Here is a 15,265-nt window from a genome sequence, read left to right on the forward strand (position 1 = left end):
GAAATTGCTCAAGCACTCTGAAACATGCCTCTTGAATAGTCACGGGTATATTTGTGATTATCTACAGCCCGAGCGCTAAGGTATACTTACTTCGGGTTTTTCCTATCATCAAACTGATTGTCTGAAAAACGCGTCAAGCCTTTTTTGTGTGTTGGCGTTTTCTTATTTTTACCATAGCCTGATTTAAGACGATTTTGACCTGGACTGGTTTTAAATCCTTGTGCGTTGTTTTTCCCTTGTCGGTTTCTATTGGCTAGTTGCTGCTCATTACGGGTCTCTCTGGGAACTAAACAGCTAGGCGCAGAGCCAATCAGTTTAGTTAAGCCCATTTTTGTTAACGCTTGACGAATTTGCGGCCAGTTTACTGGATCATGATAACGCAGCATGGCTTTGTGTAAGCGTCGTTGAATGGTGCCTTTGGGCACGATTATTTTACCATCGTCCTTAGCTAAATTCTTGGTGGTCACGTTACGCAAAGAGTTTAGTCCGGTATGGTATAAGGTGGTGGCATTCGCTAATGGTGACGGATAAAAATTTTGTACCTGATCTAACTTAAAATCATTTTCTTTTAGCCAAAGTGCTAAATTAACCATATCTCTGTCCGTGGTACCTGGATGAGCCGAGATAAAGTAAGGGATCAAATATTGCTTCTTACCGGCAAGTTTAGAGTAATGATCGAACATTTCCTTAAATTTGTCATAGGTACCCATACCTGGTTTCATCATCTTATCAAGTGGCCCTTGCTCGGTATGTTCAGGGGCGATTTTTAAATATCCGCCAACATGATGGGTTGCTAATTCTTTAATATATTCAGGGTGCTCTATGGCTAAATCGTAACGAACACCCGAAGCGATTAATACCTTTTTAATCCCTTTCACTTTACGCGCTTTACGGTAAAGCTCGATGGTGGGGGTATGATCGGTATCCAAGTGGCCACAAATAGTCGGCCAAACACAAGAAGGTTTACGACAAGTGGCTTCGGCTTTTTCACTTTTACAATTGAGCTGATACATATTAGCCGTTGGGCCACCAAGATCTGATATTACGCCAGTAAAGCCTGGGACCATGTCTCTGATGTTTTCTATTTCTTTGATGATAGATTCATGGGAACGACTTTGAATAATGCGGCCTTCATGCTCAGTAATTGAGCAGAAAGTACAACCACCAAAACAACCGCGCATGATATTAATCGATGTTTTTATCATGTCATATGCGGGTATTTTTGCATTACCATAACTTGGGTGTGGTACTCGCTTATATTCAAGATCAAATACGCCATCCATTTCCGCAGTTGAAAGTGGTTTCGCCGGTGGATTTAGCCAAATAAGGCGCGTGCCGTGGCTTTGAACTAAGGGCTTAGCGGAGGTTGGGTTCACTTCTTGATGAAAAATACGCGATGCATGCGCATAAAGAATCTTGTTGTCTTTTACCTGCTCAAAGGTGGGTAAATAAATATAAGTGTTCTCCCAAGGTTTGGACTTTTTCTCCCAGGTCTTATTACGGTAGTCAGCCATTACGATAGGCTGTGCCGTTTTAGTAATATCATTAGCCTTATTTTCTGCTGCCGATTTTGCTTCGTTATCACTACAGCTTTCTGGGGTGATTTCTGCGTAAGGGTTAGCGATGGCGTCAATTTTACCAGGCCGGTCGATATCGCGGGAATCTATGCCTTTCCAGCCGGGCAGTGCCTGATTGGTTAAGAAAGCACTACCGCGAACATCGGTGATGTTTTTAATATCTTCACCGCGAGCAATACGATGAGCAATTTCAACTAATGGCCGCTCGGCATTGCCAAACACTAATAAATCTGCTTTTGAATCGAACAATACTGAGCGACGCACTTTATCTGACCAGTAATCATAATGGGCTATACGGCGTAAGCTGGCTTCAATACCGCCAATAATAACAGGTACACCTTTATAGGCTTCTTTACAGCGTTGAGTGTAAGCTGTTACTGCGCGATCTGGACGTTTACCACCTTCATCATTTGGCGTATAGGCATCATCATGACGCATTCTTCGCTCAGAGGTATATCGGTTAATCATGGAGTCCATATTACCGGAGGTGACACCAAAAAATAAATTAGGCTGACCCAGTTGCATAAAGGCATCTTTTGAATGCCAGGCTGGCTGGGCGATTATGCCAACTCTAAAACCTTGTGCTTCAAGCATACGACCAATAATAGCCATACCAAAACTGGGGTGATCAACATAAGCGTCACCGGTGACAATAATTATATCGCAACTATCCCAGCCTAATATGTCCATTTCTTTTCGCGACATAGGCAAAAAAGGCGCGGTGCCGTAGCACTCAGCCCAGTATTTTGGATAATCAAATAATCCCTGCTGTTTTTTCGATATTATTTGCTGCTTTGCTGAAGTCATATACCATTCCCATTGGGGTTAACCGATTCAAAATTACTGAGCCGCAAAAATTCCAAAATAGTATCACTAAGCAAGTATTACTAAACCGAGAATAGCGGGCGCGGGATTATAGCAGAATTTAAGAGAAAGCTCTAAATTTATAGGGGGCGTTTTTAATACAACTTAACAGCCAACTCGCTAAAATAAGGATTGTATAATGTTTACAATCTTAAGCGCATTTGCTCTAATCTAAGTTACTCATATTAAGTTAAGTCATATTAAGTTACATGGCTATGTAGTTAGCTCAGGACGTCGTTGTAAACGTCATCTTCGAAGTCTCTGATCGAAGATCCATTGCTTTTAGAAGCTGGATCCCCGATTAAGAGACCACGGGGATGACGATCCTGAACCATGTACATAGGCATGTTAAGTTAAGTCATATTAAGTCAAAATGATTTAAACAAATTTTTTATCATAAAATAACAAAAATGAGACAAAGCAAAAATAATAAATAATAATTGTGTTAATTATCCTAGAGGAAGCTATGAATAAGAACCTAAAAAACAGCTTACTAGCCAGTGCCATTGTCGCCGCACTTGGCTTGAGTGCTTGTGATAAAGCAAGCGATACTGTAGCCGTAAATAAAGCAACGCCAGCGACAACGTCTACTGAAAAAATGACTCTTCCTAGCGCAGAACAAACCTTAACGGCGCTTTATCAGCAAGCTAAACAAAGCCTTTTTAAACAACGTGCTTTATCAGCGACTATGTATGGTTTGTCTGCACAGGATGTTGGTCAAGCCATTAGTGATAAGATGGAGCTTTATGGCGTTGAAAATGAAGCCAAACTGCGCGCTGATTTATTATCGATATCGAATCAAATTGCCAGCGTTAAGCTTGAAGGGGCTGATATCAAGGCGAAAAATAATCAACAAGTGATGGCTGGGTTAACGCGATATTTTGCCGGGGAGCCAAACTTTAGCGTTGGTTTTATTGATACTTGGATGGGACTTTCACCCTTTATTGTCAATCAAATTAATGGCCCTTTGATTGATATCCCACGAATTATGCAAAACGATCAACCCATTACCACAGAGCAAGAAGCATTAGACTACATCACACGTTTAGCGGCATTTGGCCGTCTTGCCAGTAGTATTATTGAAAAACAAGCTTTTGATGCTGCACAGAACTGGTTACCACCGAAAGTAACGTTACAAGGTGCAATTAAGTACCTTAACGGTTTTACCCGTGTTGCCGCCGACCAGCATACTTTTGTTAGTGTCTTTACCGACAAAATTGCAAAGGTTGACGCCCTTACCGCCGAGCAAAAGCAAGACTTAATACAACAGGTTATTGTGCAAGTTAGTCAGGTGGTTTATCCCGCTTACCAATCGGTAGCAAAAGCCAGCGAACAATTATTAGCTAAATCTCGTGATGAGTCGGGTATATGGGCACAGCCAAAAGGCAGTGATTATTACCGTGATGCGATTAAACAATTAGCTGATAGTGAACTAACGCCAAGTGAAATACATCAAGTTGGCCTAGATGAAGTCGCTCGTATTAGTATTGCTATGGATATCATATTACAAGAGCAAGGTTATAAACAAGGCTCTGTTGGCGAGCGTATGGTAGCGTTAAATGAAGAGCCGCGTTTTTTATATGAAGATTCAAAAGCAGGGCGGGAAGAGCTATTAAGTGATATTAATGGTTATATCACTGAAATTACCACAAAAATGGCTCCTTTTTTTAAAACTACGCCTAGTTATCAAGTTGAAGTTAAAGCCTTTCCTGTTGAGCTACAAGATGGTGCGCCGGGTGGTCAATATACTTCACCGGCTGTCGATGGTAGTAAACCAGGTATTTATTGGATTAACTTGCGTGATATGAAAGCCAATCCTAAGTTTGGTTTGAAAACATTAACCTATCATGAAGCAAACCCTGGCCATCATTGGCAAATAGCCTTGAACTTAGATCAAGCAGAGTTGCCTTTTTTACGCAGAATTGCCCCTTACAATGCTTATGCAGAAGGCTGGGCTTTATACAGTGAGCAAGTCGCTTTTGAATTAGGCATGTATGAAAACGATCCCTTTGGTAATTTAGGTCGCTTACAAGCAGAATTATTTAGAGCGGTGCGTTTGGTAGTTGATACTGGCTTACATGATAAACGCTGGACACGAGAGCAAGCTATTAGCTATATGTCAGAGCAAACGGGTACCGCTGAGTCTGATGTTATTGCCGAAATTGAACGTTATATGGCCTGGCCTGGGCAAGCACTTGGCTATAAATTAGGGATGCTAAAAATATTAAGTTTAAGAGAGCAAGCACAAAAACGTTTAGGTGATGCCTTTGATTTAGCCGAGTTTCATGATGTTGTGCTGTTAAATGGCGCCGTGCCTATGGCAGTGTTATCACGAAATGTAAATCATTGGTTAGACAGCAAGTCATAAGTGAACGCATCTAGTCGATAAAAATCCGTATTGTTGTGAACAATACGGCTTAATTTTAGCTAAGTAAAATAACGGCTATTCGTTATCACACTTGCCGGTATTTTGCTTACTTAAGCTTAGTGGCTGTGTCGATAATGTCTCGTTAGTTCATTTTTACGCAGGTTTTTAAGCAGCACACACTGAGTTTTCCCTAGACGTGCGCAGCTATCGAGCTCGGCAATTTCATCGTCTCTAAACGAGGCATTTGACAGGATAACTGCTGAGCAGTTACCTCGGCATAAAACACGTTTTATTTGCTCAATATCTAAGTGAGCAGAATTTTTATCAAGTAAGCGATTCACTTTATTTTTGCCTTTAAAACTAACACAAAGCACTTTTGAAATATCAACACCGTGGGTGTGCGCTAATTGCTCTAAGGATGCTTCTTCAGGGTTAATAAATAATACCCATTTTTTTTGTTGCGTATGTTGCTGACAAATATCGGCATAGAGGCATGACAATTCTTGATGATTGGCCACATTGGCTAGTTTTAACCAAGTCTGCTGTGCAAGGGGAGTATTGAAAGCTTTGTTTATGACATTGCTATTAAGGGTATCGGTGGTGTACATAGTTCTGCCTTGAGTTGGATAGTGACGAGTACTGTATGTTTGTACAGTATATGGGTTTTGCTGGTTATTCAAGCATTATTTGTTGTTTTTTACACATTGTTGAGGTGTTTATTTTGAAATATAGCTATTGAATATGTGTCTCTGCTGAAAGCAAAGAAGAATAAAACGCTGGACGTTGGCTTAGGCGGTGGTGATGGTGGTTTTTAGCTAGGGAACTAGTAGTAATGTGTTAGATGAAATGAATTGCAAGCTATTAATTAAGTGAATAGCTAAGTGAATAGCTAAGTTAAATGAGCATAGCTATGCTCATTTAGTGGTGACTAACAAGCTAAAGGACGTTATTAAATACTTGCTAAGGTTTATTACTCTAATGCTGATAATTGTGCTTCAAATTGTTCCGTGCCGTCTTTCACTTGATAGAGCTTAACCATTAAAAAGTTTAACTCTGGGGCAAACCAAACGTAGGTGATACGTTTTTTTTCAACAATTTCACGCTTCAAACGGATAGTTTTGACTAAGCCAAAAGGAAGTATTAGTTCCTCATCACCATCATAGATATATTGATAATTTTTGATCGAGCCGCGAGTACTGATCACCGGGTAAACAAACTTTTTTTGTGCTGGGTTGTTAATTAGGTCGATGCGATTTTGCAGATGGTAGCTAAGTTTATCTAACAAACCATCAGTGAACTCTAAAGTGATCTCTTTATTATTTTTAATATCGGTTGCCGTTTTTCCCGCTAGATCATACTGCCATTGGTAGTATTTATCGCGACCTGTGCCCTCGCGTTTATAATCATAACTCAACGGTATCACTTGATTGTTTTCTATCTTAACTATGGCGGTTTCACTGCGTTTATCAGAAAAGATGAACCAATGTATATCCGTTTCATAATGGTATTTAATTTTATTATCAGCAAGGTAACTCAGCTGTCTGACTGCGGTACCTACGGGATCTGATTTATGTAATAAGGTATAAGTTGCCCGATAAGCAGGGATGACTGCTGCGAAGGACTCTTTTTTCTGTTGAGCGCTTGCTGGCTTTTGTGTATCAATATTAGTATCAGCCGTATTGGCTGAAACCAGGAAAGGTAATATGAATAACAGTAGGGAAAAGTGTTTGCGCATAATAAGCAAAGAGTCCAGCAGCAAGAGTATATTTAAGGATACTAACAGCTTCTGTAGAGAGTTTATAAAAAACACTAATCTATTTTTTGTGCTATTTATGCCCAGTTAAGCCCAGTTAAGCGAGTTAGCTATCAATATTAATCGTTAGCATAACCTGAGGCTGGCAGTATATTACCATCGAGTATTGCATGGTCGCCCTGCATGTTAAGTCTTTGTTCAGTGAACCACTTTACCACTAAGGGGTAGATACGGTGTTCTTGCTGATGAACACGGGCCGCAAGATCTTCACTGCTATCACCTTCAAATACGGGTACTTTCGCCTGAAGAATTACTGGACCACCATCGAGTTCTTCAGTAACAAAGTGCACACTAACACCGTGTACATCATCACCGGCATCAATAGCACGTTGATGCGTATTTAACCCTTGGTATTTGGGTAATAGCGATGGGTGTATGTTGAGCAGTTTGCCTTGAAAATGTTGGACAAAGCTGGGTGTAAGAATTCTCATAAAGCCTGCTAATACGATTAAATCAACAGCAAAGCCATCAATTATTTTGATCAGTGCTTGATCGTAATCTTCACGGCTAGAAAATTCTTTATGTGAAAGAGCTAGGTTGGTAATGCCAGCATTTTGAGCGCGAGTTAGGCCATAAGCATCGGCTTTATTTGATACTACCGCAACAACCTCTCCAGGAAAATTGTCATTGGTACAAGCATCAATAATGGCTTGTAAGTTTGTGCCACCACCAGAGATCAATACAAGGATACGACTCGACATCTTTGTTCCTCAATTTTTAGATAAATTAAAGGGGCTAATAAATAGCCCCTTTATAATATTTTTTTGCTTAGCAACGTTGTTATTTAGTTAAAAACAACTTGCTCTTCACCGTCAGCTTTATCGGCTATTTCGCCTATATGCCAAGCATTTTCGCCATGTGCGGTTAGCACTTCGATGCTTTGTGCTACTTTATCAGCAGGTACAACGATAATCATACCAACACCACAGTTGAACGTGCGGTACATTTCATGTTCGGTGATATTGCCTTGCTCTTTTAACCAAGTAAAGATGCTCGGCCATTGCCAGCTGTCACCTTTAATAACGGCTTGTGCTGTTTCAGGTAATACCCGCGGGATATTTTCCCAGAAACCACCACCAGTGATATGAGAAAGTGCGTGCACATCAACATTTTTAATTAACTCAAGCACAGATTTTACGTATATCTTAGTTGGCTCAAGTAAATGGTCAGCGATTTTTTTACCGTCAAGTAATTCATTAGTATCGGTATTGTTTACTTCTAATACTTTACGAATTAATGAGAAACCATTTGAGTGCGGGCCAGAAGCACCAAGGGCAATAAGTTGGTCACCGGCAGCAACGTTAGTACCGTCAATTAAGCGCGACTTTTCCGCAATACCAACACAAAATCCAGCGATATCGTAATCGCCTTTATGGTACATACCTGGCATTTCAGCCGTTTCGCCACCAACAAGAGAACAACCAGCCTGTATACAGCCTTCAGCAATACCTTCTATAACTGAGGCAGCAACATCAATATCAAGTTTGGCAGTAGCATAATAATCAAGGAAGAATAATGGTTCAGCACCTTGGACGATAAGGTCATTAACACACATAGCCACTAAATCGATACCAACCGTATCGTGTCTACCTAAATCGATAGCTAAACGCAATTTAGTGCCGACACCATCGGTACCAGCAACTAATACAGGCTCTTTATAACCGGTAGGTAATTGAAATACCGAACCAAAACCACCTAACCCCCCCATAACTTCAGGGCGTTTTGTACGTTTTACCGCACCTTTAATTTTCTCAACTAGGGCATTACCAGCATCAATATCAACACCAGCATCTTTATAGCTTAACGATTGTTTTTGTTCGCTCACGGGAGACCTCAGAAATTACCGACAGTATTTTATGGGGCGTATTCTACCAGTGCCAAGGCTCATACTCAAGTTGATAACCGTATCTTAGCTTGTTTTATTTTTTGAGGGTATTTATCAATATTTGCGGGTATTAATTACTGTCATTGTGATAAGATAATAGTTATGAAGTCATGGAGTTTATGAAGTTTTTAGTTGATATGTTTAGATTTCCTTTTGTTATAATTTTCCTTATATTTACACTTTTTAGCACTAATCTACTGGCCCTGGAAGTAGATGATTTATACCAAGCTAATGTTGTTGTTGATTCACAAGCGAAAGAACAGCGTCAGCAGGCAATAAAACAAGCACTGCAAGGGGTGTTTTTAAAAGTTGGTGGTAAAAAGAGTGTTTTAACACATCCAGTGTTACAACAAGCACAAAAAAGAGCCAGTCGCTATGTTAGCCAGTATCGTTATCAACGAAAAGACGCTGAGCTAAGCTTAGTTGTCAGTTTTGATGAAGATAAAGTTAATCAATTGTTTAAAGACGCCAAGTTAGCGCGCTGGGGCAGCTTACGCCCACAAGTGCTTTTATGGTTAATCGATGAGCAAGGTGCAAGCCGTACTATGGTTGCCTCCGATGCGGATAGTATTATTCCCGCAAGTGTTCATGATTTTTCGATACAACGTGGTTTGCCTATTATCATGCCGTTAATGGACCTAACCGATAGTGAACATGTGGTGGTAAGTGACTTTTGGGGCTATTTTCCTGAACAAATTCAACAAGCCTCGCTGCGTTATTTTGCTGATACCATTATCGTGATGAGAGTGTCTGATTCAAGTTTAGTGAATAAAGAAGATATAGCTAAAGCAGCAAGTGCGGTAGATAATATTTCTTGTGGTTTATTGTGCCAACCAGCAGAAGTTGACCGCCCTAAAGTGCTAGATTGGCGGGTTTATAGCCAAGGCACACTGTATACGCAAACATACCAAGGTGATAATAAAATCAGTTTGATTCATCAGGGTTTATCCGATATCACCGAGTTGATTTATCAGTCTTATGCTTTATCAACCTCAGCAGAAAATAATTTTGTCATTGAAGTGAACAATGTCACGTCATTAAAACATGATATGCAATTATTTCAATTTTTAGCAGATTTATCAGCGGTTAAGAATGTTACTTTAATCAGTGCCCAAGGTAATGTTCGTCGTTTTAAATTAGACTTGCTGGGTTCAAAGGCTTCATTCCTAGCGTCCTTAAAATTAAACAATAAGTTAACGCAACAAATGAATACTCAGCTTGATAGTTTTTCTCAGCGTCAGCCATTTAAGCCTCAAAAGACTGCTCAAGCTGAACTAAACGACAGCAATAACTCAGTAAAGTTTACTGTCCTCGGCGAAATAGATACCGCTGGTGTTGAACTTTCTCAGGGGAATTTAAAGGCTAATAAAATAGTGTTTATTGATGAAAATGTGGCGGTTAGCAACTCAGTTCAAGATAAGGGTAACAATCTAGACGTTAAATCTGCCATTGAACTGGCAATAAATACGTCATTGCCGACAGTATTTGCGGCCAAACCACAGTTAACGCGGGTGCCATCTGTCCCGGTTTTTTATTGGGAGCAAGGATGAAACAAGTTGCTCAACTCACCTTGAAGGTGCAATTACCTGATGATGAAACATTCGATAACTATAAAAGTGATGATAATCTAGCGATTGTCAGCCAATTAAAATCCTATATTGATCAGCAACAGGATAGCCCACATAGTTTTTATTTGTTTGGCTCATCTAGTGTTGGTAAGTCACATCTACTTCATGCTAGTAGTACTTATGCTGCACACGTTGGCAAATCTTCAGTGTGTTTATCTTGTGCCGAATTAAAACGATTACCCGTGGAAGTCTTAGATGGCTTAGAGCAAATGGATTTAATTTGCCTAGACGATATTCACTTAATTGCCGGTGATGAGCGTTGGCAACAAGCTATTTTTGATTTGTATAACCGGGTGTTTGAACAAAACAATTACTTATTAATTACCGGGGATGAAAGTGCCCAACAACTAGGTATTAGTTTACCTGATCTTGTCTCTAGACTTTCTTGGGGTTTAACGGAGCAAGTTAAACCACTTGACGATGAAGAGAAAATCATTGCTATCCAACATCGTGCCACGCAACGCGGTTTGTTCTTGTCAGACGATGTGGTTAAGTTTTTACTTAATCGTTTGAGTCGAGATATGGGCAGCTTAATTAGCTCACTGGATGTCTTAGATAAAGCCTCTATTCAAGAGCAAAGAAAAATTACTATTCCCTTTATCAAGCAAGTGCTTAACCTGAAATAGTTAGCCGATGGCGTTAGTAACGTCATCACCAAGGAAAACATGCTCAATAAAAACAAAAAGCACGATTAAATCAATGGTGCTTTTTTTTTGGTAGGCATGACTAAAACTATTAACTATGCCTATTGCATTAGAGCTATTGAATTAGGCGTTTGCTATTAATGATTAGGTAAAGGTTTTTGGTAATAACGATTAAAGTTTTCTAGCGTTTCAGTTACCGGCGCAATGCTGGCCTTTTCTGTTGCTGGCTGAGGGATAGCATAGCCATTTAGCTGTTTCATCAAATTATCCATATTAGGTTCGCTTGGGCTGATGGTTAAATTATCCAACCAACTATCCCCGACAACCATGGTTATGGGAGCTGGTACTAAGTTTATGGCGGCTTGACTGTCAAATTCAGCTAATACCCTACTGGCACTAAAAAGTACTCGTTCTGTTAATTTATCGTCGCCAATCCGGCCACGTTGCCCCCAAGTGACGATATAATCAGCAGCGGAAATATTATTGCCAGAAGGTTGGTTGGTGATGGCAACATCGCGAATAACGCCAAAGCGGTTTTGCATCATTAACTCTTCAAATAACATGGCGTAATCTTCACGTTTACTTGAATAAGCATAATAATCTGTCGCTCTGTCTGGGCTAAAGAAGCTTTCAATGTCAGTAGGTAAGTAATTCTTTTGTGTTGAGTTGGCTGTTTCACCGGCAAAGCTAACTTGTGCTAAATTACGCATTTCTTGGCTGGCTAATGGTAGAGCAAGAGCAAGTTCATCGGATTCAAAATCAGTACTAAGGGCCGCATCAAGCACACGTTGGTCACTATGATGAACATACCACTCATTACTGGGGAAGAAGTCATTAGCATGGGCAAGTTCATGATACATTAAGGACGTTAAGCGATATAAAGCCGCTGTTGCTGTACGAGTTACTCGTGCCGACTTACTAAAGCTTTGGCTCGCATAGGCATTATCTTTAATATAACGCCAAGGCATAACAAATTGTAAATCATTACCAAAGTCGGCTCTAAAATCGGCGGCCTCATTTATGGTATCTCGCTCTTGGGGGCTTAACCAGAAATTTTCTGCATCTAAATATATTGCGCCCGTGGCAGCCCAATAAAAAGAAGGGCGAATATCATAAGCGATAACAATCGCCGTGGTAGCCCTTAATAAGTTTTTTATATCGTCATTGTCATCATTATTTGTTAAAAAATCTTTAAACCTATCACCCATCCACTGATGAGATACCAGCACTCTGTCCATAATGCTTGCCACAGAAGGTGTCGCCGACGAGTCATTTACTTCCTCAGCAAGTAACGGTGTTTGAGCTAGGGTACAAGAGCTGCTTAAGCTATTGTCATACACGCAATGAACTAAATTTTCAGCGTAAGGGCTATTGGCGTTATAGGCGAAAACATTGGCTTTACGATCGGAAAAATAAGCATTGCTCCTAATCGCGTCAGCGGGCTCGACTAATACCGCCACTTGGTCGTGATAGGTTATATTAGTGTTAGCGTCAGTTGCTGAGACATTAAAAGCAATAATGGTATCAAAACTAACCTTAGGTGCATCAAAGAATATTGTTAAGGCTCCCTTACTATTGTCTGTTGTTAACGTGACACTAGGTCCCTCTATTTGCTGCCATATCAGAGTGCTGGCGTCTATCGATAGCTGTATTTCAGTGCGAAATGAGACTTTATTCCCTGTTAAGGCGGTATGAGATAAGCGGGCAGTGATTGCATGGTAATCATCACTGACAGTAATATTCTTCTCTAAGGTTTGTGTCAGGTTATCGTTTAGGGTAAAAGAGACGCTAAAGCTATAACTGCCGGCGCTTGTCGGAGTAAAAGAGATAACTTTACTTGTCTTTGCTAACAGGGTTACTGGCTCACCAGTTAATTGTTGCCAGCGAATATTACTGACAGTGTCATAGGGAAAATGAAGAAGAAGATCAATGCTTTGATTGATATTTTGTCTTTCATCAAGCTGTACTATGCTATTGAGTGAGTAATCCGTTTGGATCCGATTGGAGTTACTATCACAAGCCGTTAATAAAGTGACTAGTGACATTGATAGCAGTAAGTTGATCTTGACAAAATTTAATCGCATTGACATCTTCCTTGTTATTGCAGCGTGATTAAGCGTTGAGCTATTTGTCTTCTTTCTTTTTTCGTATACTCAGCCCAAGCTCTTGACCACGGAATTTAGCGTAATAACTAGCACCAAAAAACATTGCACTAGCAAAAATCAACTCTAATATCGCCCATATTCTGTCTGCTGGCAATACCCAAAGTGTGGTTAAGCTATGTAAAAAGTAGATTAAAACAATAAAATTAGACCAAGCATAGGTAAAAGGGTTGCCTTGTAACATACCTTTTAATGGTAATAATAACGGTAGAGTAAACATCAATAAAGACGTTGACGTACTTAAACTTTCACTCGGGCTGAGTACTATTAACCATAATGGCATAAATAAAAGTAATGAAAAATAGCCCGCCAAGGCTATTTTTTTGTAGGTGTCGGTTGAAAACATTTGTTTATTCATTGGGTTACTTATTGGTAATGGTGGATATAATTGACATTTAGCCTTTAAAAAAACTTAAGACATTTTCAGGAGGGCGACCAATAATAGCCTTGCTACCGTCGGTTACAATAGGGCGCTCAACTAGCTTGGCCGTGTTTGCCATGGCGTTAATTAGCTCGTCTTCACTAGCACCTTTTAAGTTTTGTTCAGTAAACTCAGCTTCTTTGGTACGCATCATCTCAATAGCGGAGCAATTAAGTTGCGCGAGTAGCTGTTTAATTTGCTCATGATCAAGGGGTGATTTTAAGTACTCAATGATAGTGACTGCTTGCTTTGTCTGTTGCACCTGCTCTTCAAGTAAAGCCAGTGTTTGACGACTTTTTGAGCATCTTGGATTGTGATAAATAGTATACATAGGGTTACCTTTAAAATAGCCTGCTATAAAAATGCTAACAGGCAGAAATGTTGACACGATAAATGGCTTATAAGCGTTTTAAGCGATTCTCTTGTTCTTGAAATTGTAAAATACGGGCCTTTATCCTTTTTTGTATTAAAGGCTGATCTTCAAGAAAAGTATAACCGGTTTGTAACTCATCGGCAGCCTTGGCGTATGCACCTAACAAGGCATAGACCTCTGCTTTATTCATGTGCATTAAACCCTTTTTTCCTTGTGAACGATATAAGGTGGTTAATATATCATAAGCGATAAAGTTACCTGGATTGACCAATAAAAAGTCCTGCAGTATTTCCGCAGCGAGATCATAATTTTTTACCGAAAGTAGGGCGTTGGCGTAATTTAAACTCACCACTTGGTTATTGGGCATAAATAAATTTAATTGCTCAAGCATCTTAATGGCTGATGATGCTTGGTCATTTGCTAAATACACATCCGTTAAGGCATCAATATAAAATAGATTATTGTTGTCCTGTTGTTTTAATGTTTCTAAAAGTTGTAATGCTTGTTTCGTTTGTTTATTTTCAAAATACGATAAGGCTAAACCGTACTGTGCCGCGGCTTTTATCGCATAGCGATTTTTCTTTAATTGATGTTGATAATAAATAATATTTGACTTGGCATCGCCCTGGTATCTTGCTTTCAATCTCGCCTTAGTGAGTTCAAAGTCTAAACTGGGTGGCAAAGGCCTGGCTGGATAATTTAATGCCCGTTGCCTAGCATCAGCGATGCGCGATTCAGGTAAGGGGTGGGTTAGCAGCATGGCTGGCGGCTTACTGGCATAGCGGTATTTTGCTGACATCTTGCTAAAGAAATTGGATGCGCCTTGTGGATTAAAACCACTATTGGCTAACAAAGTGATACCGACTCTATCGGCTTCTTTTTCATTACCTCGAGTGTAGTTGATACTTGCCTGTTGTGTCGCGGCCATACTAGCGCTAAGCGCTGCCATACCAACGGTGGGGTTGATTAAGGTCAGTAATACACTGGATAACATAGCAGCCATAGTTAAACTTTGAGTTTGGCTTTGTGACTCAAGTCGGCGGGCTAGATGGCGTTGGGTAACGTGAGATATTTCATGGGCAATAACAGACGCTAGCTCACTCTCTGTATCCGCTGTGGTAATTAAACCACTATGAATGCCTACATGGCCGCCAAAAAAGGCAAAAGCGTTTAATTCATTATTATTGATGAGAAAAAATTCAAAGGCATAATTAACCCCTTGGGCATTTTTCACCAAGGTATTACCTAAGTGATTAATGTATTCAAGTAGAACCGGGTCTTGAATTAATGGCTGTGAAGCACGTAATTGGCGCATCATCGCCTGGCCAATTTGTAGCTCTTTATCTATAGATAAAACGCTATAGGCTGAAATGCCAATATCGGGTAATTTATTTTTATTGTTATAGTTATTAATGGCACTGGCATTAAAGCTCGTCGCCACAGCAGTACCTAATGTCAGCAATAATGCGATAAGCATGGGTTTTAGGTTAAACAATATTACATCCTACATTTATGATCGAAATATACATG

12 protein-coding genes are annotated in these 15,265 nt (G+C 40.0%); 3 read left to right on the top strand and 9 right to left on the bottom strand.

Going from position 1 to position 15,265, the window contains the following annotated elements:
* Positions 1–86 precede the first annotated feature (86 nt).
* Positions 87–2,384, bottom strand: coding sequence for a YgiQ family radical SAM protein (locus CMT41_RS06730; RefSeq protein ID WP_058026710.1), 2,298 nt, complete (start codon positions 2,382–2,384; stop codon positions 87–89).
* A 523-nt stretch (positions 2,385–2,907) separates the two neighbouring features.
* Between CMT41_RS06730 and CMT41_RS06735 the strand changes: the two genes are divergently transcribed.
* Positions 2,908–4,809 carry a DUF885 domain-containing protein gene (locus CMT41_RS06735; RefSeq protein ID WP_058026712.1) on the top strand — a complete coding sequence of 634 codons (1,902 nt, stop codon included), beginning with the start codon at positions 2,908–2,910 and terminating at the stop codon, positions 4,807–4,809.
* 116 nt (positions 4,810–4,925) lie between these two features.
* On the opposite strand, the gene CMT41_RS06740 is transcribed toward CMT41_RS06735, so the two are convergent.
* The 4 genes from CMT41_RS06740 to purM all read right to left on the bottom strand — a co-directional run bounded on the left by CMT41_RS06740 (position 4,926) and on the right by purM (position 8,447).
* Complete coding sequence (locus CMT41_RS06740; protein WP_058026713.1) at positions 4,926–5,417, bottom strand: hypothetical protein; 492 nt, start codon at positions 5,415–5,417, stop codon at positions 4,926–4,928.
* A 362-nt stretch (positions 5,418–5,779) separates the two neighbouring features.
* The gene (locus tag CMT41_RS06745) at positions 5,780–6,544 is read right to left on the bottom strand and encodes a DUF3108 domain-containing protein (protein WP_057180562.1); all 765 of its coding nucleotides are present in this window, start codon (positions 6,542–6,544) and stop codon (positions 5,780–5,782) included.
* A gap of 137 nt (positions 6,545–6,681) precedes the next feature.
* Positions 6,682–7,323 (bottom strand): phosphoribosylglycinamide formyltransferase, encoded by a 642-nt coding sequence (purN, locus tag CMT41_RS06750; protein WP_057180564.1) that lies wholly within the window; start codon positions 7,321–7,323, stop codon positions 6,682–6,684.
* Positions 7,324–7,406: 83 nt separating this feature from the next.
* The gene (purM, locus tag CMT41_RS06755; RefSeq protein ID WP_057180566.1) at positions 7,407–8,447 is read right to left on the bottom strand and encodes a phosphoribosylformylglycinamidine cyclo-ligase; all 1,041 of its coding nucleotides are present in this window, start codon (positions 8,445–8,447) and stop codon (positions 7,407–7,409) included.
* Between the two features lie 179 nt (positions 8,448–8,626).
* Between purM and CMT41_RS06760 the strand changes: the two genes are divergently transcribed.
* Both CMT41_RS06760 and hda read left to right on the top strand, forming a co-directional pair.
* Entirely contained in the window at positions 8,627–10,057 is a 1,431-nt protein-coding gene (locus CMT41_RS06760) for a DUF2066 domain-containing protein (RefSeq protein WP_231732987.1), read from the top strand.
* On the top strand, positions 10,054–10,761 hold the full coding sequence (hda, locus tag CMT41_RS06765) for a DnaA regulatory inactivator Hda (RefSeq protein WP_057180568.1): 708 nt from the start codon (positions 10,054–10,056) through the stop codon (positions 10,759–10,761). Before CMT41_RS06760 ends, hda begins: the two co-directional genes overlap by 4 nt.
* 155 nt (positions 10,762–10,916) lie before the next feature.
* Here the strand turns inward: hda and CMT41_RS06770 are convergent, their stop codons facing one another.
* From CMT41_RS06770 to CMT41_RS06785, 4 genes are all read right to left on the bottom strand, one after another.
* Positions 10,917–12,863, bottom strand: coding sequence for a hypothetical protein (locus CMT41_RS06770; protein ID WP_057180570.1), 1,947 nt, complete (start codon positions 12,861–12,863; stop codon positions 10,917–10,919).
* A gap of 40 nt (positions 12,864–12,903) precedes the next feature.
* A complete protein-coding gene (locus tag CMT41_RS06775) occupies positions 12,904–13,299 on the bottom strand; it encodes a DUF2069 domain-containing protein (RefSeq protein ID WP_057180572.1) in 396 nt (131 codons plus the stop codon).
* A gap of 37 nt (positions 13,300–13,336) precedes the next feature.
* On the bottom strand, positions 13,337–13,693 hold the full coding sequence (gene arsC / locus CMT41_RS06780; RefSeq protein WP_057180573.1) for an arsenate reductase (glutaredoxin): 357 nt from the start codon (positions 13,691–13,693) through the stop codon (positions 13,337–13,339).
* A 67-nt stretch (positions 13,694–13,760) separates the two neighbouring features.
* Positions 13,761–15,230, bottom strand: coding sequence for a M48 family metalloprotease (locus CMT41_RS06785; protein WP_232300027.1), 1,470 nt, complete (start codon positions 15,228–15,230; stop codon positions 13,761–13,763).
* Positions 15,231–15,265 lie beyond the last annotated feature (35 nt).

Source organism: Colwellia sp. MT41 (assembly GCF_001444365.1).
Classification (GTDB): domain Bacteria; phylum Pseudomonadota; class Gammaproteobacteria; order Enterobacterales; family Alteromonadaceae; genus Colwellia; species Colwellia marinimaniae.